Origin of the sequence: Cypionkella sp., from assembly GCF_030652235.1 — a bacterium.
GTDB lineage: Bacteria > Pseudomonadota > Alphaproteobacteria > Rhodobacterales > Rhodobacteraceae > Cypionkella.
Genome location: NZ_JAUSBA010000056.1, coordinates 1 through 21,640 on the forward strand (window position 1 = coordinate 1; position 21,640 = coordinate 21,640).

Consider the following 21,640-nt stretch of genomic DNA (forward strand, 5'->3'; position numbering starts at 1 on the left):
CTGCGCAGCCCCGGTGATCATGTTTTTCACATAATCCGCGTGGCCGGGGCAGTCGACGTGAGCGTAGTGGCGGGCTTCGGTTTCGTACTCAACGTGAGCGGTCGAAATCGTGATGCCACGCGCGCGCTCTTCCGGCGCACCGTCGATTTGGTCGTAGGCGCGGAATTCACCAAAATATTTGGTGATCGCTGCCGTCAAAGTGGTCTTGCCGTGGTCAACGTGGCCAATCGTGCCGATGTTGACGTGCGGTTTGTTCCGTTCAAACTTTGCCTTTGCCATGATGGCCTCCTGATTAGATCGGGTGTGGTGGGGTTAACCCCCACCCTACGAGTGGTAGGGCGGGCGCGAGCCCGCCACACCGGTTATGCGTATTTCTTCTGGATCTCGTCCGAGATGTTCTGCGGAACGGCATCGTAATGGTCGAAGGACATCGCGAAGGTTGCCCGACCAGAGGTCATCGAACGCAGCGTGTTGATGTAGCCGAACATATTCGCAAGCGGCACCATAGCGGCGATGACGTTCGCGTTGCCGCGGCTGTCTTGGCCGTTGATCATGCCCCGACGCGAGGTCAAGTCGCCGATGACGCCGCCAGTGTATTCTTCTGGCGTTACAACTTCGACTTTCATGATCGGTTCCAGCAGCTTAGCGCCGGCTTTTTTCAGACCTTCGCGCATCGCTGCGCGTGCCGCGATTTCGAACGCAAGAACGCTACTGTCGACGTCATGGTAAGCCCCGTCGATCAACGACACTTTGAAGTCGATCACCGGGAAGCCAGCGAGCGGACCAGAATCCATCACCGACTTGATGCCTTTTTCAACGCCGGGGATATATTCCTTCGGCACCGAACCACCAACCACTTTGGCCTCGAACGAATAGCCTTCGCCCGGCGCCGTCGGCGAGATGATCAACTTGACGCGCGCGAACTGGCCAGTACCACCGGTCTGTTTCTTGTGCGTGTAGTCGATCTCATGCTCGCGCGAGATGGTTTCACGATACGCCACCTGTGGCGCGCCGATGTTGGCTTCAACCTTGAATTCACGACGCATACGGTCAACGAGGATGTCGAGGTGAAGTTCGCCCATGCCCTTCATGATCGTCTGACCCGATTCAATATCGGTTTCAACGCGGAAGGACGGGTCCTCGGCAGCCAGACGGGCCAAAGCGATGCCCATCTTTTCTTGGTCGGCTTTGGTTTTCGGCTCGACCGCGATCTCGATCACCGGGACCGGGAAGGTCATGGTTTCAAGAACAACGGGGTGTGCCGGATCGCAAAGCGTGTCGCCAGTGGTGGTCTCTTTCAAGCCGCCCAAAGCGATGATGTCGCCCGCAAAAGCTTCAGCGATTTCTTCACGATCAATCGCGTGCATCATCATCATACGGCCAACGCGCTCTTTACGCTCTTTGGTCGCGTTCAGCATCGGATCGCCTTTAGACAGCGTGCCCGAATAGATGCGCGTGAAGGTGAGCGAGCCCACGAAGGGGTCGTTCATGATCTTGAACGCCAAAGCCGAGAACGGCTGCTCGTCAGATGCCGAACGCGCGATGTTACGGGTTTCCGTCTCATCACCGGGTTTGAAGCCCATATAGGGCGGCACATCCAAAGGCGTCGGCAGATAGTCGATCACGGCGTTCAGCAAAGGCTGCACGCCTTTGTTTTTGAACGCAGAACCAGCCATAACCGGAACGAACTCGATGGCGAGCGTACCTTTACGGATCAGCGCGCGCAAAGTGTCCACATCAGGCTCATTGCCTTCAAGATAGGCTTCCATCGCGGTGTCGTCTTGACCGACTGCGTTTTCCAGCAGGTTCAGACGCCATTCGTCGGCTTCAGCTTTCAAAGACGCACGGATCGGCTGACGCACCCAGGATGCGCCAAGATCTTCGCCCTCATAGACCCATTCTTCCATGGTCACGAGGTCGATGATGCCTTCCAGCTTGTCTTCGGCACCAATCGGCAGAACGATCGGCAACGCATTCGCGCCGGTACGGTCTTTGATCATCTTCACACAGTTGAAGAAGTCAGCGCCGGTTTTGTCCATCTTGTTGACGAAGACAATCCGCGGAACCTTATACCGGTCGGCTTGACGCCAAACGGTTTCAGTCTGCGGCTCAACACCAGCGTTGCCGTCCAAAAGGACAACAGCGCCATCAAGCACGGCCAGCGAACGTTCAACTTCAATAGTGAAGTCCACGTGGCCGGGGGTGTCGATGATGTTGAAACGGAACTTGTCAGCACGTGCGTGCTCTAGGCCCGGATCAATGGTGCGTTCCCAAAAGGTGGTGGTGGCAGCAGAAGTGATCGTGATGCCACGCTCTTGCTCTTGCTCCATCCAGTCCATGGTGGCTGCGCCATCATGGACTTCACCGATTTTGTGCGACTTGCCTGTGTAGTATAGAATACGCTCGGTCGTCGTGGTTTTACCCGCGTCGATGTGAGCGATGATGCCGAAATTGCGATAGCGATCCAGCGGATATTCGCGTGCCATGATGACCCCTTACCAACGGTAATGGCTGAATGCTTTGTTCGCATCCGCCATCTTGTGGGTATCTTCGCGTTTCTTAACAGCCGTACCACGGTTGTTGCAGGCATCCGACAATTCTGCGGCCAAACGCTCTTCCATGGTGTTTTCGTTGCGCTTGCGGGCCGCAATGATCAGCCAACGAATCGCCAAAGCTTCGCGGCGTTCGATGCGCACTTCAACAGGCACTTGGTAAGTTGCACCACCGACGCGGCGCGAACGCACTTCGACGGAGGGTTTGACGTTTTCCAGCGCTTCGTGGAAAGCGGAAATCGGTTCGCGCTTCAGACGGGTTTGAACCCGCTCAAGAGCGCCATAAACGATGCCTTCTGCGACCGACTTTTTGCCGTCGAGCATCAGGTTGTTCATGAACTTGGTCAGAACCCGATCACCATACTTGGCATCAGGAAGAATATCGCGTTTTTCAGCGGCGTGACGACGTGACATGTTCTATTTCCTCACTTCGGACGCTTAGCGCCGTATTTCGAACGCCGCTGACGACGCTCTTTGACGCCTTGGGTATCCAAAACGCCGCGAAGGATGTGGTAACGCACACCCGGCAAATCCTTGATACGACCGCCGCGGATCAGAACCACAGAGTGTTCCTGAAGGTTGTGCTTTTCACCGGGAATATAGCAGATCACTTCGAACGAGTTGGTCAGACGCACTTTGGCGACTTTCCGCATAGCCGAGTTCGGCTTTTTCGGAGTGGTGGTGTAAACGCGCGTACAAACGCCACGTTTCTGCGGGCAAGATTCCAAGTGCTGCGACTTGGACTTGCGGACGTTAGGCTCCCGCGGTTTGCGGATAAGCTGTTGAATAGTCGGCATTCAGCTACCTCGTGTTGCCCCGTTAAGGGACTGTCAATACTCGCCCCGAGCTTCGGGGCACTGCTTCTCGACGTCTTTGTGTGCGAACCACAAAAAGATAAAACCGCAGACGACACCCCGAGGGGGCGTTGCGGTGGAATTCCAGAGGATCGGGGTTTGAACCCGGATCATGACCACATCAAGCGTAGAATCCTCGGCCCAAAAGAGAGAGGGCCTTAGATAGCGCGGCTGATAGACAGAGTCGGTCGGGATGTCAACAGCCGCAGGGGTCAGCGGCTGGATGTGGCTTGGTTCAGCATCAGGCGGGCGAGCACGGCGGCGATCAGGCTGATCAGCAGGATGGAAAGCAGCACATCCGACAGGAAATGGCCACCGGACGCCACGCGTTGCCATGCAACGAAGCCGAGGCTTAGCACGGCAAGGCTTTGGCCCAGGCGGTAAAGCGGGTGGCTGAGGCGGTGGCGATAGCGCAGCAGAATCAGCAAGACCGCGATGGTAAAGGCAGTGGCACCTGCCCCCTCCCCCGAGACGAAGGAACAGTTCTTCGCGCATTGATCGCTGATCTGCCACGCGGGGCTGAAATGGGCAGTGCCGCCGAAGTCGATGACATTGGAGGGACGGGCGCGGCCCCAATAGGCCTTGAACCCGGCGTTTACGATTAGACCCGGCCCGATCAGGAACAGCGCCAGAATATAGCCCCATAACCAGCCCGAGGTTTTGCGCCACAGCGCCAAAACCAGCAGGATCAAAGCCAGCAGTGGCATCAGCAAAGTGCCATCCCAAAGCCCATTGCGCAGACCTTCGACCCAAGCGTTCTGCCTGATCGCAAAGCCGCTCGCCCCCGGCAAACTGGCGCCATGGAAATAGCCCGAAACCGCAAGGTCGATCCCCGGCCAAATGCCGAAGATCAGCAAGGTGAAACCGATCAGACCAACGAGGGCGGCAATGGTGCTATTGTTGGGCATTGGCGCACTTTGCTGGCACAAGATAGGCGGCAAGCCCAGATTTGCGATAGGCGCTGCCCGTGGCATCCAACGGATAGGTTGCGGTGGCGCAGCTGGGCGCGGAATTGGTGATCCACAGCAGCGAGCCGGTCAGACCCGTGGGCAAAGGATAGCGCTGTTCATAGTGGTTCTGCGCGCGGCCTTTCGGACGGGGGGCGTAATAGGTCAGGCCCTCGGATTGCCCGGTGTAGAACAAATCGGCCAGAACCGAACGGTTGTCGGCAAGGATCGGCGGATTGCCCTGCGCGTGGGCGATGGCGATGATCTGACGGCTCATCGCGGCGCGGCCCAACTGCCGTTCAATCAGTGGTGCGCCTTGCCACTGGATGCCCGTGAAGATGGTCAGCAGCGGCAGGGTGATGCAGAACACCGCGTTGATGGCGAAAGAGGCCGCCAGCCAGCGCGAACGGTTTTGCAGCAGGCCGATGGCGAGCGGGATCCCAGCGAAATAGGCGGCGACGGCCCAGTTGGCTTGTGCAGTGCCCAGCAATGCCTGCACCGTCACCACCAGCAAAGGCGGCAGCACGAAAGCCGCTTGGATCGGCAGTTTGCGGATCGTGATCAGCAGGGCGGCAAAGATCACCGGGCCTGCGACGGCAAACTGGCTAAGGATAAACTCTGCCGCACTGGCAAAATTCAGCGCGGCCAGCGGGTTGTCTTGACGGACCCAACCGACGTTATCGACGGTGTGAAAGATCGTAGTGAACTGATGTGAGATGTTCCAGATCAGGTTGCCCGAAATCACCAAGGCAAACGCCAACAGCATCAACGCGGCATTGCGCCAACCGATCCGGCCCTCGGGTCTTATCGCGGCAAGGGCCACGCCGATGAGGAAGTAAATCGCAGCATATTTTGCCATGAAGGCCACGCCAATCGCCACGCCGGCCCAAAGCGCGAACTTCGGCGCGCGGGTCTGCAACAGGCGATGATGGGCATAGAGGGCAGCAGCAAAGAATGGCGCCATCACCGTATCGGTCGAGATCAGCAGAGAACCAAGTGCTGCAAACGGCACCGTCGCATAGGCAGCGGCCGTCAAGATTGCGGCGCGCGCCCCGTATAGCCGCGCGGCCCAAGCGGCGAGGATCAGCGCGGTCGCCCCATGCAGAAAAGCCCCCGGCATCCGCACCCAGAACGTGCTGTCGCTGCCTGCAAGGGTCGTCACGGCTCCGATCAACCAACCGATCAGTGGCGGTTTGGAGTAGTAGCCGAAGGCGAATTCCTGCCCCCAAAGCCAATATTGCGACTCATCGACGTAAAGATCGGTATGATCAAACGCCAGCAAGACCCAGCGCAGCAGCGTGATCGCTGTGACGATCAGAGCCGCCGGGCGGAACCATCCGACTTTACTCAAGCTGACCATCTTTGCCCCTATGGATCAGCCAAAGATTGCGGCTATAGACCACCACGCCTGGCAACTGGCCCAGAATGATCACCAGATCCAGCTTGTGAAGGCCATACGCCAGCACGATCAGCCCGCCAATGATCGAGAAATACCAGAACGCCACCGGCATCACCGATTTGCCCGCGCGCTCGGACGCGATCCACTGCACGATAAAGCGCCCGGTGAACATGAGTTGCCCCAGCAACCCAACGGTCAGCCAGATGATATCGGTGGCCGAGCTTGCGCCCAGCTTGGTCAGCAGGTCGTGCATCATTTGGCGTCACGCGAAGCAATATCAGGCACAATCCGCGCCTTCTTGCGGCGGCGCAGCAGCCACGCCACACCAAACAGATCAACCACACCGACCAAAGCCCGCTGGATGTTGGAGTAATTCGACCGCCCTGCCCCGCGTGGGCGATGGCTGACATCGACATGGGCGACCTGCCAGCCATCGCGGTTAAACAACGCGGGCAGATAACGGTGCATGTGATCGAAATACGGCAGATCGAGGAAGGCTTGGCGCTGAAACGCCTTCAGCCCGCAGCCAGTATCCCGCGTGCCATCCTGCAAAATCCATCCGCGCAGGCCGTTGGCGAATTTAGAGGCCCATTTCTTCGACCACGTATCCTGCCGCCCCACCCTTTGCCCCGCCACCAGACCAATCCGGCCCGTGGTGTCGTTCAGGATCGGGGCGACCAGTTTCGGCAGCTCCTCGGGCGGGTTCTGGCCGTCGCCGTCCAAGGTGCAGATCACCAGGGCCGTCGCGGCTTTGACGCCCGAATGCACGGCGGCACTTTGGCCACCCGAGCGGTCATGCCGGACAATCCGCAGATGCGGCATCGTGGCGGCGCGAGCTTGCAACACGGCCACCGAATTGTCGGTCGAGCAATCATCGACCACGATGATCTCAAACGGTTCATGGCCTGACAGAGCGCGGTCGATGCCTTCAACAAGAGCGACGATATTCTCGGCCTCGTTCTTGGCGGGGATCACTACGGAGAGACGGGTCATTGGGTTCCTGACCTTTAAGGCCTGCGCTTTGGCCGAGTCTATAGGCCAGCCGCTGCGGCCTTGCAAACTGTCACGCGGCGGCACGGGCAAGTTGGCGCAGTTTTCGCTCGCGCAGCAGGGTGTAGATGCCGGTCGCGACCACAATCGCCGCGCCGATCAGGGCGTAGCCGTCCGGGAAGGTGGCAAAAAACACCCAGCCAAGGATGATCGCCCACAAGAGCGACATGTAGCGAAAAGGCGCGACAAAGCCGATGTCGCCGACCCGCATCGCGCTGACCGAGCAGATATAGCCGACGATCACCATGCTGCCCGCGCCCAGCAGTTGCAGCGCTTGCAACGGGGTGATGGCCTGCCAGCCTTCAAGGGCGGAGCCGATGAAGCCCATCACCATCACGGCAAAGCCTGCGCCAAGGGCGACCACCAGCGAGGGCACCGATCCGCTAAGGCGGCGCACGCTTAGATCACGGAAGACAACGGTGGCGACCGATCCGAGGCCCAGCACCGACCAGATCGTGAAGCCTTCCATCCCCGGCCTGATAATCAGCATCACGCCCAGAAAGCCTACGAAGATCGCCAGCATCCGACGCCAGCCGATCTGGTCTTTGTAATAAAGCGCGGCGGCAAGGGTGACGGCGAGGGGAGTGACTTGCATGACCGCGGAAAGCGTGGCGAGGGGCATGTGTTTCAGCGCGGTCAAAAACAGGATGGTGGCGGCGACGTCGGCGAGCGAACGCAGGGCGATCAGGGTGCGGTCATGCGGCGCTGCGGGCAGCCGCAAGCCACCACTGGCGCGGGCAAGGATCAACAGTCCCAGCACAGCGACCGTGCCGCGCAGGGCGATGGTTTGGTAGAGTGGGAGGTCGTGGGTCAGGGATTTCATGATCGCGTCGTTCACCGTGAAGGCGAACATCGACAGGTTCATGTAAAGCGCGCCGCGCAGGTTGTCTGAAATGGCCATATGTTCCCCCGTGACAGCGGTATCAGGTGGGGGTGGCGGGGGAAAGGGGGAGGGTTTGGGCGGGGGGGATTTGGGGCGGTCCCAACGCGGGACCTTTTTTATGTGTTTTGATTCAATAGGATGGGTATGTGGATTTAAGGATTTGTTAAGGTTTTCAAGCAGAGGCGGGATTTTCGGCCAACCTTGCCGTCAAGCCCACTTCTTGCGCTTTCTCGGCGTCGACAGTGCCGTGACTCGGCAAAGCACGGCAGTCATCACAGCGTTAGCGCAGCGCGGCTATCGCCCGCTTATCGCCGCGCATGGCGGTGAGACCAAAACCAAACCAATCCCAAAACCGCATGGCAAACCGCGAGACCGAAGATAATATAACTCTCATAGCCCCTTTGGGCCAGCCGCCAGAGTCCAAAGCCTTGAACAGAGACATGCCAGACCACATGTAAATAAGGCAAACATTGTTCCAAGAGCGTCCGGCGCAGAGTTGGCTTCGAACAAACAGTCGAATGGCCTGACGGCCCCCTACAGGATATCAAGATGCTTCGTTTACCACTCGCCGCGATTGCCATTGTCATAGCACTTCCAGCTGCGGCTCAAACCGCAGCGCCGCAGGCGCTTTCGACCATTCTTCTGGATTTCGAATCCCGCGGCTACCAAGTTCTGGAACTTGATGTGAAGCGCAGCAGAGTCGAGATCACTGCGATTGATCCCGCCGGTCAACAAGTCGAAATAGACGTTGATCCGCTGACAGGCGCCACAGTCCGCGAGCAGCGCGACGATTGACGACTTCTGATGCAGGCAGTGAATTCGGCTGACGGAATCTGAAAGGGCTGCGGATCGTGGCGGGTGTTAGAAGGCTGGGCAAGGCCCACCACAGGCGCCAGCGCCCGCGTCTGCATTCCTCCGCATAGCCCCATTTGGCGGGGTTTGCGCGCCCGCGCCGATGCCTGCGGGCAGGGCATTTGCCGTAGCCCAGATGTTGGGGGCCACCCTGCGGCTGTTCTGTGGCGGCAGCTTTGTCGGAGATGTTGAACGCTCCGCAGGGCGTATTTGGGCCAAAGTGAATGGGTTAAGCGGGGTTAGCGGCAGGGGCGCGGGGTTTAGGGCCCCGCGCCCCTGCCCGTTTACAGCGTCAGCGACGAGATGAAATCGCCGCCAAGGATGGCAAGCGCGATCAGGGCTGCGATGGTGAGTTTCAGGGTGTTGCTTTTCATTTGGACCTCACAAAACTTCGGGGAGCAGGGCCGCGGCGGCGGCGATACCGCCAAGACCGAGGGCGACGATGATCCAGTTGATCAGGATTTGCTTGCCACTTTCAACCGGTGCATCAGGCGGATTTGCTTCGGGTGGGTTGGTGGCGTTGGATTTGGCTTGCGCAGTCATTGGCTTTCCTTGCGTTACATGCGTCAGCCGCAGGCAGGCAGGGCCAGCTTACGGCGGGTCAGATTAGGGCTGGGCGTGGCGGCAGGGGCGGCGCGCGGGCCTGCCAGCCCAGTTTGACCTGAGTAACGGTTGGGAGTGTGGGCTGTGGCACCGCCAGCAGACGAAAGCCGGAGCGATGCGGTGGCAGCGGCGGGGTGGTGCTGTCTAGCACGGCGATGCTGCGTGCGCGTGTTTCGGGCAGAGAGGGCTTGACCAAGCTGGGTTTCAGCGGGGCAGCCAGCGCCAGCGGGGTCTTCACGCTGACGGCGGCTTGGCCCGAGGGCTGCAAGCTGGCCTGTTGATAGGGCAGCATTACCAGCAGCAGCGGCAAGGCGATCCAGAGGCCGAGCCGATTGAGCAGGGTCAGGAACTGGCGCGCTTGAGTTTGCATCGGCCTCGGAGTGATTGGGTTTACCCAGTGTCTCAGGTTTGCGCCGAAGGGTCTAGGTGGCAAACCTTGCAGTGGCGGCCGGTCGCCAGAAGATTTGCGGGGCAAATATGCAAAAGGCCCCTTGGTTTCCCAAGGGGCCTTTGCGTTTCATCTCAGACGATCACTCGTCGCGGCTGTCCGCCGCGAAAACCGAGGGCGCTGCCACCGCAATCGGTGCGGCCAAGGCTGCAGCGATTTCGGCCTCAGAGCGGCGCGCGTCGATCACCACGATATCGCGGTCGGCTGCCACGGCTTTCACCACACGGGTTGCCCCGCCAGTGCCTGCCGGGATCAGACGGCCGACGATGACGTTCTCTTTCAGGCCGACCAGTTTGTCGCGCTTGCCCTGCACCGAAGCCTCGGTGAGAACCCGCGTGGTTTCCTGGAACGACGCCGCCGAGATGAAGCTGCGGGTTTGCAGCGACGCCTTGGTGATCCCCAGAAGGATCGGTTCAGCGGTAGCCAGTCGCATACCATGCGACGCGGCTTTGTCGTTGGCCTCGTCAAGCTCGTGCTTGTCGACGTTTTCGCCTTTGAGCAGCGTGGTCTCGCCCGAGTCGAGGATCTCAAACTTTTGCAGCATCTGGCGAACGATCACCTCGATGTGCTTGTCGTTGATCTTCACACCCTGCAAACGATACACGTCCTGCACTTCGTCGATCATGTAGTTCGCCAGCGCTTCGACACCCAGAATACGCAGGATGTCATGTGGCGCGGGGTTGCCGTCCATGATGTAATCGCCCTTCTGGACGAAATCGCCTTCTTGCACCGGAATATGCTTGCCCTTCGGGATCATATATTCCTGCGCTTGCAGCGTCTCATCTACAGGCTCGACCGTGATGCGGCGCTTGTTCTTGTAGTCTTTGCCAAAGCGCACATAACCATCGGCTTCCGCGATGATGGCGTGGTCTTTCGGGCGACGGGCCTCAAACAATTCTGCCACGCGGGGAAGACCCCCGGTGATGTCCTTGGTCTTGGCACCTTCGCGCGGAATACGCGCCACAACGTCACCCGGCACCAGTTCCTGGCCGTCTTCGACCGACAGAACCGCATCGACCGACATCGGATAGCTGATCGGATGCCCGCCGTCATTGCGCACGGGTTCGCCCGTTGCCGGGTCCATCACGATCACTTCGGGCTTCAGATCGCCCCCTTTCGGGGCCGAGCGCCAGTCAGACACGATCTTCTGTGTCATGCCTGTCGCATCATCGGTATCTTCGCGCACCGAGATGCCCGCGATCAGATCCTTGAACCGGGCAACCCCCGCCTTTTCGGCGATGATCGGCAAGGTATAGGGGTCCCATTCGAACAGTTTGGTGCCACGCTTCACCGCGATACCGTCTTTGGCATGCAGTTTCGCGCCATAGGTCAGCTTGTGCACGGCGCGGTCTTGGCCCGCTTCGTCCACGATGGCGATCGACATGTTCCGGCCGATAACGATCTGCTCACCGTTCACATTGGTCAGCAGGTTGGCGTTGCGGAACTCGATCTTGCCCTCTTGGCTGGCTTCCAGGAACGATTGTTGGCCACCCTGAGCGATACCGCCGATGTGGAACGTCCGCATCGTCAGCTGGGTGCCCGGCTCGCCAATCGACTGCGCCGCGATGATGCCGACGGCTTCACCAAGGTTCACCAAAGTGCCGCGGGCAAGGTCACGACCGTAGCACATTGCGCAGACGCCTTCTTCCGCATCGCAAGTCAGCGGGCTGCGGATACGGGCCGAAGCCACGCCCGCATTGTGGATCGCATCGGCACGACGCTCGTCGATCAACTCGCCGCGCGCCACCAACACTTCACCCGTCAACGGCACGGTGATGTCATCGGCAGCCACCCGGCCCAGCACGCGCTCGGCCAAAGATTGCACGACTTCACCATCGTTCACAGCCACGTCTGCGGTGATGCCACGATCAGTGCCGCAATCATGCGAACGCACGATGCAGTCCTGCGCCACGTCCACCAGACGACGGGTCAGATAGCCCGAGTTCGCGGTCTTCAACGCGGTATCCGCGAGGCCCTTACGAGCGCCGTGGGTCGAGTTGAAGTATTCCAGAACCGTCAGACCCTCTTTAAAGTTCGAGATGATCGGCGTTTCAATGATCTCGCCGTTCGGCTTGGCCATCAGACCACGCATACCGCCCAGCTGTTTCATCTGTGCGGGCGAACCCCGTGCCCCCGAGTGCGACATCATATAGACCGAGTTCGGCTCTTTCTCGGCGCCCGCATCATCGTAATGCACGGCGGAAATCGAGGCCATCATGTCGGCAGCCACTTTGTCGGAACATTTCGACCAAGCATCGACAACTTTGTTATATTTCTCGCCCTGCGTGATCAGGCCGTCCATATACTGCTGTTCGAACTCTTTGACCTGATCGCGGACTTCATTGACGATCGGCCATTTGGTGTCCGGGATCAGCATGTCGTCTTTACCAAACGAGATGCCAGCCTTGAACGCCTCACGGAAGCCGAGGCCCATGATTTGGTCGCAGAAAATCACCGATTCCTTCTGGCCGCAGTAGCGGTAGACGGTGTCGATGACGGCCTGCACTTCTTTTTTCCGCAGCAAACGGTTGACGAGGTCAAACGGCGCTTTGGCGTTCAGCGGCAGCAGGTTGCCCAGACGCAGACGGCCCGGGGTGGTTTCAAACCGCTTCCAGACGATATTGCCATGCTCATCGACCTGACGCAGACGACCCTGGATCTTGGCGTGCAGATGCACCGAACCAGCGGCCAAAGCGTGTTCGACTTCGTCGATGTCGGTGAAGATCATGCCTTCGCCGATCATGCCTTTACGCTGCATGGTGGTGTAATAAAGGCCAAGCACCATATCCTGCGACGGAACGATGATTGGCGCACCGTTTGCAGGGGAAAGCACGTTGTTGGTCGACATCATCAACACGCGGGCTTCCAACTGGGCTTCCAGCGAAAGCGGCACGTGCACAGCCATTTGGTCGCCGTCAAAGTCAGCGTTAAACGCCGAACAGACCAGCGGGTGCAGCTGGATAGCCTTACCTTCGATCAAAATCGGTTCAAACGCCTGGATGCCCAAACGGTGCAAGGTCGGCGCGCGGTTCAGCAGAACCGGGTGTTCGCGGATCACTTCATCCAAGATATCCCAAACTTCGGGACGCTCTTTTTCCACCAGCTTTTTCGCCTGCTTCACGGTGCTGGAAAGCCCTTTGGCCTCCAGACGCGAGTAGATGAACGGCTTGAACAATTCGAGCGCCATCTTCTTCGGCAAGCCGCACTGGTGGAGCTTCAGCTCCGGGCCGGTGACGATCACTGAACGACCCGAGAAGTCGACGCGCTTGCCCAAAAGGTTCTGACGGAAGCGGCCCTGTTTGCCTTTCAGCATGTCGGACAGCGACTTCAGCGGACGCTTGTTTGTGCCGGTGATGACACGGCCACGACGGCCGTTGTCAAACAGCGCGTCCACAGCTTCTTGCAACATGCGCTTTTCGTTGCGCACGATGATATCGGGCGCACGCAGTTCAATCAGACGCTTCAAACGGTTGTTGCGGTTGATGACGCGGCGGTAAAGGTCGTTCAAGTCAGAGGTCGCGAAACGACCACCATCCAACGGAACCAGCGGACGCAGTTCTGGTGGAATGACCGGAAGCACGGTCAAGACCATCCATTCCGGGCGGTTGCCGGATTCTAGGAAGCTTTCCACGATCTTCAGGCGCTTGATGATCTTTTTCGGCTTCAACTCGCCGGTGGCCTCTTTCAGGTCAGCCCGCAGCTGTTCAGCCGTGGTTTCCAGATCAATCGCGGCCAGCATTTCGCGGATCGCTTCAGCGCCGATGTTGGCGGTGAACGCGTCAGCGCCGTACTGGTCTTGCGCGTCAAGGAACTCTTCTTCGGTCAGTTGCTGCTGGTAGGTCAGGTCGGTCAGACCCGGCTCGATCACAACGTAGTTTTCGAAATAGAGAACGCGCTCCAGATCCCGCAGCGTCATGTCCAGCATCAAGCCGATGCGGCTTGGCAGCGATTTCAGGAACCAAATGTGGGCTACTGGCGAGGCCAGTTCGATATGGCCCATACGCTCGCGGCGGACCTTTTGCAGCGTGACTTCAACGCCGCATTTTTCGCAGACAACGCCGCGATATTTCATGCGCTTGTATTTGCCGCAGAGGCATTCGTAATCCTTGATCGGGCCAAAGATCCGCGCGCAGAACAGACCGTCACGCTCGGGTTTGAACGTGCGGTAGTTGATGGTTTCCGGCTTTTTGATCTCACCGAAAGACCACGACAAAATGCGTTCCGGCGAGGCCAAGCTGATCTTGATCTCGTCAAACGTCTTGACGGGCGCAACCGGGTTGAACGGGTTGGTCGAGAGTTCCTGGTTCATTTCAATTCCTAAGAATGGGGGCGGCGGGGAAAGGGTAAGGTGGGTTAAAAACCCACCCTACAGGTCGGCGTAGGGTGGGGTTCTACCCCACCTTTCGCGTCACTCTTCCTCCGCATCCAGGAGTTCCATGTTGAGGCCCAAACCGCGGACCTCTTTGACGAGAACGTTGAACGATTCTGGCACGCCAGCCTCGAAGTTGTCTTCGCCCTTGACGATCGACTCGTAGACCTTGGTGCGGCCCGCAACGTCATCCGATTTCACCGTCAGCATTTCCTGCAAGGTGTAAGCGGCGCCGTAAGCCTCCAGTGCCCAGACCTCCATCTCGCCCAGACGCTGGCCACCGAACTGGGCTTTACCACCCAACGGCTGCTGCGTCACAAGCGAGTAAGGGCCCGTTGAGCGTGCGTGCAGCTTGTCATCCACCAAGTGGTGAAGTTTCAGCATGTACTTGACGCCGACGGTGACCTTGCGGGCGAATTGTTCACCCGAGCGGCCATCGAACACCACCGATTGACCCGACGTATCGAACCCAGCGCGGGTCAGCGCGTCGTTCACGTCGGCTTCTTTCGCACCGTCGAACACCGGCGATGCAATCGGAACACCTTTGGTCACGTTGCCAGCCAGCTCTAGGAAGTCAGCTTCAGAGCGATCCGCGAAGGATTCCTCGTAAGCCTCATCGCCATAAGCATAACGCACAGCGTCGCGCACCGGGGTCATGTCACCCGAACGGCGATACTCTTTCAAAGCATCGTCGATGCGGATGCCAAGGCCACGCGCGGCCCAGCCCATATGCGTCTCAAGGATCTGACCGACGTTCATCCGCGACGGAACCCCAAGCGGGTTCAGCACGATGTCAACCGCGGTGCCATCCGCCAAGAACGGCATGTCTTCCACAGGAACAACCTTGGAAACCACGCCTTTGTTGCCATGGCGACCAGCCATTTTATCGCCCGGTTGCAGCTTGCGCTTCACCGCGACGAAGACTTTGACCATCTTCATCACGCCCGGAGGCAGATCGTCGCCGCGACGGACCTTTTCAACCTTGTCATCGAAACGGTTGTCCAAAGCGCGCTTTTGCACTTCAAACTGGTCGTGCAGGGCTTCAACGTCTTTCGCGTCAGCCTCGCCTTCCAGCGCCAACTGCCACCACTGACCGCGCGACAACGTGCCGAGCAAGTCTGCGTCGATCACCGCACCCGCTTTGATGCCTTTCGGCCCTTTCACGGCAACTTTGCCGGTGATCAGGGTTTTCAGGCGCGAGTAGATGTTGCGCTCAAGGATCGCCAACTCATCGTCGCGGTCGCGCGCCAGACGTTCGACTTCTTCACGCTCGATCTGCAAAGCGCGCTCGTCTTTATCGACGCCGTGACGGTTGAACACCCGCACTTCGACGATTGTACCAAACGCACCAGGCGGCAGCTTCAGCGACGTGTCGCGCACGTCCGAGGCTTTTTCACCAAAGATCGCCCGCAGCAGTTTTTCTTCTGGCGTCATCGGCGATTCACCTTTGGGGGTGATTTTGCCGACCAGAATATCGCCCGGCAGCACGTCAGCGCCGATATAAACGATGCCCGCTTCGTCAAGGTTGCGCAGGGCTTCCTCGCCGACGTTGGGGATATCGCGGGTGATTTCCTCTGGCCCCAGCTTCGTATCGCGGGCTGCGACTTCGTATTCTTCGATGTGGATCGAAGTGAACACGTCGTCTTTCAGAATACGCTCCGAAATCAGGATACTGTCTTCATAGTTGTAGCCATTCCACGGCATGAAGGCCACGATGACGTTCCGGCCAAGGGCGAGTTCGCCCAAGTCGGTGCAGGGGCCGTCCGCGATGACTTCCGAGCGCAGAACCGTGTCGCCCACCTTCACCAGCGGGCGCTGGTTGATGCAGGACGATTGGTTCGAACGTTTGAACTTGCGCAGACGGTAGATGTCGACGCCCGGCTCACCCGGTTCCAGCATCTCAGTCGCGCGTACAACGATACGCGTCGCGTCAACCTGGTCGATCACGCCCGAGCGGCGGGCCATGATGGCCGCACCACTGTCGCGCGCAACCACGGCTTCAATCCCGGTGCCCACGAACGGCGCATCGGCTTGCAGCAAGGGAACCGCCTGACGTTGCATGTTCGAGCCCATCAAGGCGCGGTTAGCGTCGTCGTTTTCAAGGAACGGGATCAGCGATGCCGCAACAGACACCAACTGTTTCGGCGACACGTCGATCAAGTCGATGGCTTCCGGCGGGTTCAGCATGAAATCGCCAGCTTTACGCGACGAAATCAGATCGTCGGTGAAGCGGCCTTCCGCATCCTGTGCCGCGTTGGCCTGCGCCACGGTATGACGCATTTCTTCAGTCGCCGACATGTAGACGACTTCGTCTGTCACCTTGTTGTCGATCACTTTGCGGTATGGCGTCTCGATGAAGCCGTATTTGTTCACGCGGGCGAAAGTGGCCAGCGAGTTGATCAGACCAATGTTCTGACCTTCTGGCGTCTCGATCGGGCACATCCGACCGTAGTGGGTCGGGTGAACGTCGCGCACTTCAAAGCCCGCACGTTCGCGGGTCAAACCGCCTGGCCCCAAAGCCGAAAGACGGCGCTTGTGGGTGACTTCCGACAGTGGGTTGGTTTGGTCCATGAACTGCGACAGCTGGCTAGAGCCGAAGAATTCGCGCACCGCAGCAGCAGCCGGTTTGGCGTTGATCAGGTCTTGTGGCATGATCGTGTCGATCTCGACGGAAGACATCCGCTCTTTGATCGCGCGTTCCATACGCAAGAGACCAACGCGGTACTGGTTTTCCATCAATTCGCCAACCGAACGCACCCGGCGGTTGCCGAGGTGGTCGATGTCGTCGATCTCGCCCTTGCCATCACGCAATTCGGTCAAGGCTTTGATACAAGCAACAATATCGGCACGGTCAAGCGTGCGCTGGGTATCTGGTCGGCCCAGATCCAGGCGCATGTTCATTTTCACCCGGCCAACAGCCGACAGATCATAACGCTCGCTATCAAAAAACAACGTGTCGAACAGCTGGCTTGCCGCTTCAACAGTCGGCGGCTCGCCCGGACGCATCACGCGGTAGATATCCATCAGCGCGGTATCACGGCCCATGTTCTTATCGGCGGCCATGGTGTTGCGCATGTAGGGACCGACGTTGACGTTGTCGATGTCCAGCACCGGAATCTCGGTGATGCCTTGATCGAGCAACAGCTTCAACGACCCGCCCTTAGGCTCGCCGTCGCGGTCGTATTCCATCGTCAGTTCATCACCAGCTTCGACCCAAATCTCGCCGGTTTCTTCGTTGATGATGTCTTTGCTGACATAGCGGCCGACGATATGATCATACGGCACCAGCAGATCAGTGATCTTGCCAGTTTTTGCCAGATCGCTTGCCATCCGCGGCGTCATTTTCTCGCCAGCCTTGCAGATCACTTCGCCGGAATCGGCGTCAACGATATCATAGGTCGGGCGGGTGCCCCGGATACGGTCCGGGAAGAACTTGGTGACCCAGCCTTTGTTCTTTTGGAACTTGAACATGACGGTCTGGTAATAGGCATCCATGATGCCTTCTTGGTCCATCCCCAGCGCGTAAAGCAGCGTGGTGACCGGCAATTTGCGGCGACGGTCGATGCGCGCGAACACGATGTCTTTGGCGTCAAACTCAAAGTCCAGCCACGAGCCGCGATACGGAATGATCCGGCAGGCGAACAGCAGCTTACCGCTGGAGTGCGTCTTGCCCTTGTCATGGTCAAAGAACACGCCGGGCGAACGGTGCATCTGAGACACGATCACGCGCTCGGTGCCGTTCACCACGAAGGTGCCGTTGCCGGTCATCAGGGGCATGTCGCCCATGTAAACGTCTTGCTCTTTGATATCCTTGACCGACCGCGCCCCGGTGGTTTCATCAACATCAAACACGATCAAACGCAGGGTAACTTTCAGCGGCGCGGCATAGGTCATGTCGCGCGACTGGCACTCGTCCACGTCATACTTAGGCTTTTCCAGTTCATACTTGACGAATTCAAGCACGGCGGTCTCATTGAAGTCCTTGATCGGGAACACCGACTGGAACGTGCCCTGAATGCCTTCGCCATCCAGCGGCTTGTCACTGTCGCCAGAGCGCAGGAACAGATCATAGGAAGATTTTTGAACCTCAATCAGGTTCGGCATTTCCAGAACTTCACGAATTTTGCCGAAATAACGGCGGATTCGTTTCTGGCCAACGTAAGCTTGCGCCATGTGCGTCGTAACCTTTCAATTTCGCCGGCAGGCTTTCCGTCGGGCCACGGAAAGCGCGCCGATTGGCGAGAGGGGGAAGGTTCTATTCATGCCACCCGTCCCTTAGGGTGGCTCCCGAACCTTAACCGCACCTTGGATTGGGCTTTCGCAAAAGCGCAGTCCAAGACGCGATAAACTGGGACGGGGTTAACCCCCGACCCAGCCATCAATCAGAACCGAGGCGAACCCCGGCGCAAATTACTTCAGTTCAACTTTGGCGCCAGCGGCTTCCAGAGTTTTCTTGAAGCCTTCAGCGTCAGCTTTGCCAACGCCTTCTTTGACTTTGCCGCCGGCCTCAACGAGGTCTTTAGCTTCTTTCAGGCCCAGACCGGTGATGGTGCGGACTTCTTTGATGACGTTGATTTTGTTCGGACCAGCTTCGGTCAAAACAACGTCAAACTCGGTTTGCTCTTCAACCGGAGCAGCTGCAGCAGCCGGGCCAGCAGCCATCATGACAGCGCCACCAGCAGCTGGCTCGATGCCATAGGTGTCTTTCAGGATGGTTTTCAGTTCTTGCGCTTGCAGCAAGGTCAGGCCAACGATTTGTTCGGCCAATTTGTTCAGATCAGACATTTCATGTTCCGTTCAGTTAAGATGGTTCCAACGAGGTGAGGGTTCAACCCCACGCGAGGCCGAAGATTAAGCGGCTGCTTTTTCTTCGATGGTTGACAGAATGCTCGCGATGTTGCTTGCAGGCGCGCCAATTGCACCAGCGATAGCAGCCCCGGGCGCACCGATGCACGAAACGATCTGAGCGATAAGCTCTTCACGCGACGGCATGGAAGCGACGGCTTTGATACCGGCTTGGTCCAGAACCGTGTCACCCATTGCACCGCCAATAATGACGAACTTATCGTTCGTCTTGGCATATGCTTCGCAGACCTTGGCCGCAGCCACGGGATCTTCCGAATAGGACAACATGGTCATGCCCGTCAGCAGCGCGCCCATCTTTTCAGACGGCTTGCCACCAAGGGCGATCTTGGCGAGCGTGTTCTTGGCAACGCGAACGGACCCACCTACGTCACGCATTTTTGCGCGCAGGTCCTGCATCTGTGCAACTGTCATACCCGCGTAGTGGGCGACCACTACAACGCCAGAGCTTGCGAAGATTTGGCCGAGTTCATCGACCGCTTTCTCTTTCTGGGCTCTATCCACAGTTTCACTCCAAGGTTGGGGGTTTCCCCCCGGCTCAATTAAGCCCGTCTTATGACGAGCATCGGGTCCTTGCTACGGTTCCCGAGCCAAAATCGCGTGACGCGACATCATCTCGTTCCCCATCTCAGGCAGGAAATTAAGGCGTTTGCGCGCCACCGGCCGTCTCGGACAGGATGGGGCTATTGGCTTGCGCCCGGTCGCCCCACCATCCCTTCCCCGAAGGGTTGGGAATTCTTTTCGCAAGGTGGGGTAAAACCCCACCCTACGGCGTGGTAGAGTGGGGTTTTACCCCACCAAACCAATTACTTCGCAGCAGCCGAAGCCAGATCCAAGGCAACGCCCGGACCCATCGTGGACGCCAGCGAAATCTTTTTCAGGTACGAACCTTTAGCGCCAGTCGGACGTGCACGAGTCACGGCTTCGACGAAAGCGCGGATGTTCTCGGCCAGTTTCTCATCCGAGAAGCTGACTTTGCCGATGCCCGCATGGATCACGCCAGCTTTTTCGACTTTGAACTGCACTTCGCCACCCTTGGCAGCTTCAACGGCCGTTTTCACGTCCATCGTCACGGTGCCAACCTTTGGGTTCGGCATCAGGTTGCGCGGCCCGAGGATTTTGCCCAGACGGCCAACCAGCGGCATCATGTCCGGCGTTGCGATGCAACGGTCGAACTCGATCTTGCCGGACTGGATGGTTTCCATCAGGTCTTCTGCGCCAACAATGTCAGCACCAGCGGCTTTGGCTTCATCAGCCTTAGCGCCACGCGCGAACACAGCGACGCGCACGGTTTTGCCGGTGCCATTCGGCAGAGCAACCACGCCGCGGACCATTTGGTCTGCGTGACGCGGATCAACGCCAAGGTTCATCGCGATTTCCAGCGTCTCGTCGAATTTCGCCGAAGCCGCACCCTTGATCAACGCCACAGCGTCTTCAACGGTGATCAGCGATTTGCCTTCAAAGGCTTTCTGCGCAGTGGCAGTCCGTTTACCAATCTTGGCCATGACTTACCCTTTCACTTCGATGCCGCAGGATTTCGCCGAACCCATGATAACCTGCATCGCGGCCTCAACTGAGTTCGCGTTCAGGTCTTTCATTTTGGTTTCAGCGATCTTGCGGATCTGTGCCAGCGACACAGCGCCGACAACCGTATGACCAGGCTTAACCGAACCCTTGGCGCGGTTACGCTTGCCAACCGGCGGCAGGCCAGCAGCTTTTTTCAGCAGGAACGACGCCGGAGCAGTCTTGAACTCAAGGCTGAACGACTTGTCCTGATAATAGGTGATGACGACCGGAGTCGGCGTGCCCAGTTCCAGATCAGCGGTTTTCGCGTTGAATTCCTTCACGAAAGCCATGATGTTCAGGCCGCGCTGACCCAGCGCCGGACCGACCGGCGGGGATGGGTTGGCTTGACCCGCTTTCACTTGCAGCTTCAAGCTGCCGATAATCTTCTTGGCCATGTGGCCTCTCCTTTATCACTGCATCTGCCCGGTATTGAGCGATGCGGTTTAGTGGTTCGGTTTGTCACTGGGATCCCCAGCGCGCGCCTCCCACGCGATGCACTCAGAGGTTTTTCGACACCTGAGTGAATTCCAATTCCACCGGGGTGGCGCGACCAAAGATCGACACCGACACCTTCAGGCGGCTGTGTGCCTCATCCACGTCCTCGACCATGCCGTCAAAGCCTTCGAACGGGCCGTCAGTGACCTTGACCTTCTCACCAGTCTCGAACCGGATCAGGTTGCGCGGCGCTTCCAGACCTTCTTCGACACGGTTCATGATCAGATTCACTTCGGCATCGCGCATCGGCATCGGCTTGCCTTGCGGCCCCAGAAAGCCCGTGACGCGGTTGATCGAGCTGATCAGGTGATAGCCTTGGCTCGACATTTCCATCCGCACCAAAACGTAACCCGGCATGAAGCGACGCTCAGAGGTCACTTTCTTGCCGCGACGCACTTCGATGACTTCTTCAGTCGGCACCAAAACTTCGTCGATTTCCTCGCCCAAGTTGGCTTCCACCACGGCCGTTCTGATCTGCTCGGCAACTTTCTTCTCGAAGTTCGAGAGAACGCTTACCGAATACCAACGCTTGGCCATGCCACTTCCACCTTGTCTGCCCGACCGCCGTTGCGCCCGAATGTTCTGTTTTTACAAGCGGTTATGCCGCTGTGCCCCGAACAAAAAACAGCACGCAACCGAATCGCTGCGCGCCTTTGTCCTTTGGATTGGGGCGGAATACCGCCCCAGACCGCTAAATTCAAGGGAATTCGCCCCACCTCGGCCAGATTTGGTCCAACCAAACGCAGCCTGACGGGTTCA

Annotated in this window: 19 protein-coding genes; 1 reads left to right on the top strand and 18 read right to left on the bottom strand. The window is 58.5% G+C overall.

The window, feature by feature from the left end; all coding sequences use genetic code 11:
• From Q7V03_RS19115 to Q7V03_RS19155, 9 genes are all read right to left on the bottom strand, one after another.
• Positions 1 to 279 (bottom strand): GTP-binding protein (locus tag Q7V03_RS19115; RefSeq protein ID WP_304925221.1); only part of this gene is annotated, 279 nt, incomplete at its 3' end.
• A gap of 83 nt (positions 280 to 362) precedes the next feature.
• Positions 363 to 2,486, bottom strand: coding sequence for an elongation factor G (fusA, locus tag Q7V03_RS19120; RefSeq protein ID WP_304927188.1), 2,124 nt, complete (start codon positions 2,484 to 2,486; stop codon positions 363 to 365).
• Between the two features lie 9 nt (positions 2,487 to 2,495).
• Complete coding sequence (rpsG, locus tag Q7V03_RS19125) at positions 2,496 to 2,966, bottom strand: 30S ribosomal protein S7 (protein ID WP_304927189.1); 471 nt, start codon at positions 2,964 to 2,966, stop codon at positions 2,496 to 2,498.
• A gap of 11 nt (positions 2,967 to 2,977) precedes the next feature.
• Entirely contained in the window at positions 2,978 to 3,349 is a 372-nt protein-coding gene (rpsL, locus tag Q7V03_RS19130; protein WP_054008058.1) for a 30S ribosomal protein S12, read from the bottom strand.
• A gap of 269 nt (positions 3,350 to 3,618) precedes the next feature.
• Entirely contained in the window at positions 3,619 to 4,314 is a 696-nt protein-coding gene (locus Q7V03_RS19135) for a phosphatase PAP2 family protein (protein WP_304927190.1), read from the bottom strand.
• Positions 4,301 to 5,704, bottom strand: a complete 1,404-nt coding sequence (locus Q7V03_RS19140) for a glycosyltransferase family 39 protein (protein WP_304927191.1) — start codon at positions 5,702 to 5,704, stop codon at positions 4,301 to 4,303. Before Q7V03_RS19140 ends, Q7V03_RS19135 begins: the two co-directional genes overlap by 14 nt.
• Positions 5,697 to 6,008 carry a lipid-A-disaccharide synthase N-terminal domain-containing protein gene (locus Q7V03_RS19145; protein WP_304927192.1) on the bottom strand — a complete coding sequence of 104 codons (312 nt, stop codon included), beginning with the start codon at positions 6,006 to 6,008 and terminating at the stop codon, positions 5,697 to 5,699. Before Q7V03_RS19145 ends, Q7V03_RS19140 begins: the two co-directional genes overlap by 8 nt.
• Positions 6,005 to 6,745 (bottom strand): glycosyltransferase family 2 protein, encoded by a 741-nt coding sequence (locus Q7V03_RS19150; protein WP_304927193.1) that lies wholly within the window; start codon positions 6,743 to 6,745, stop codon positions 6,005 to 6,007. The genes Q7V03_RS19145 and Q7V03_RS19150 overlap by 4 nt, the downstream gene beginning before the upstream one ends.
• A gap of 70 nt (positions 6,746 to 6,815) precedes the next feature.
• A complete protein-coding gene (locus tag Q7V03_RS19155; RefSeq protein WP_304927194.1) occupies positions 6,816 to 7,703 on the bottom strand; it encodes a DMT family transporter in 888 nt (295 codons plus the stop codon).
• Between the two features lie 531 nt (positions 7,704 to 8,234).
• Here Q7V03_RS19155 and Q7V03_RS19160 point away from each other — a divergent pair.
• Positions 8,235 to 8,480 (top strand): PepSY domain-containing protein, encoded by a 246-nt coding sequence (locus Q7V03_RS19160; RefSeq protein ID WP_304927195.1) that lies wholly within the window; start codon positions 8,235 to 8,237, stop codon positions 8,478 to 8,480.
• Between the two features lie 438 nt (positions 8,481 to 8,918).
• Here Q7V03_RS19160 and Q7V03_RS19165 read toward each other — a convergent pair whose 3' ends face one another.
• The 9 genes from Q7V03_RS19165 to nusG form a co-directional block, all read right to left on the bottom strand.
• Positions 8,919 to 9,080 carry a hypothetical protein gene (locus tag Q7V03_RS19165; RefSeq protein WP_304927196.1) on the bottom strand — a complete coding sequence of 54 codons (162 nt, stop codon included), beginning with the start codon at positions 9,078 to 9,080 and terminating at the stop codon, positions 8,919 to 8,921.
• A gap of 58 nt (positions 9,081 to 9,138) precedes the next feature.
• The gene (locus Q7V03_RS19170) at positions 9,139 to 9,510 is read right to left on the bottom strand and encodes a hypothetical protein (RefSeq protein WP_304927197.1); all 372 of its coding nucleotides are present in this window, start codon (positions 9,508 to 9,510) and stop codon (positions 9,139 to 9,141) included.
• 160 nt (positions 9,511 to 9,670) lie between these two features.
• Positions 9,671 to 13,897: a DNA-directed RNA polymerase subunit beta' gene (gene rpoC / locus Q7V03_RS19175; protein WP_304927198.1), complete on the bottom strand. Its 4,227-nt coding sequence runs from the start codon at positions 13,895 to 13,897 to the stop codon at positions 9,671 to 9,673.
• Between the two features lie 99 nt (positions 13,898 to 13,996).
• Positions 13,997 to 18,130, bottom strand: coding sequence for a DNA-directed RNA polymerase subunit beta (gene rpoB / locus Q7V03_RS19180; protein WP_304927199.1), 4,134 nt, complete (start codon positions 18,128 to 18,130; stop codon positions 13,997 to 13,999).
• A gap of 237 nt (positions 18,131 to 18,367) precedes the next feature.
• Positions 18,368 to 18,742, bottom strand: a complete 375-nt coding sequence (gene rplL / locus Q7V03_RS19185) for a 50S ribosomal protein L7/L12 (protein ID WP_054008068.1) — start codon at positions 18,740 to 18,742, stop codon at positions 18,368 to 18,370.
• Between the two features lie 66 nt (positions 18,743 to 18,808).
• Positions 18,809 to 19,324 (bottom strand): 50S ribosomal protein L10, encoded by a 516-nt coding sequence (gene rplJ / locus Q7V03_RS19190; RefSeq protein ID WP_304927200.1) that lies wholly within the window; start codon positions 19,322 to 19,324, stop codon positions 18,809 to 18,811.
• A 302-nt stretch (positions 19,325 to 19,626) separates the two neighbouring features.
• On the bottom strand, positions 19,627 to 20,325 hold the full coding sequence (gene rplA, locus Q7V03_RS19195) for a 50S ribosomal protein L1 (RefSeq protein ID WP_304927201.1): 699 nt from the start codon (positions 20,323 to 20,325) through the stop codon (positions 19,627 to 19,629).
• 3 nt (positions 20,326 to 20,328) lie between these two features.
• The gene (gene rplK / locus Q7V03_RS19200; RefSeq protein ID WP_304927202.1) at positions 20,329 to 20,781 is read right to left on the bottom strand and encodes a 50S ribosomal protein L11; all 453 of its coding nucleotides are present in this window, start codon (positions 20,779 to 20,781) and stop codon (positions 20,329 to 20,331) included.
• A 103-nt stretch (positions 20,782 to 20,884) separates the two neighbouring features.
• Positions 20,885 to 21,418: a transcription termination/antitermination protein NusG gene (nusG, locus tag Q7V03_RS19205; protein ID WP_304927203.1), complete on the bottom strand. Its 534-nt coding sequence runs from the start codon at positions 21,416 to 21,418 to the stop codon at positions 20,885 to 20,887.
• Between the last annotated feature and the right edge of the window lie 222 nt (positions 21,419 to 21,640).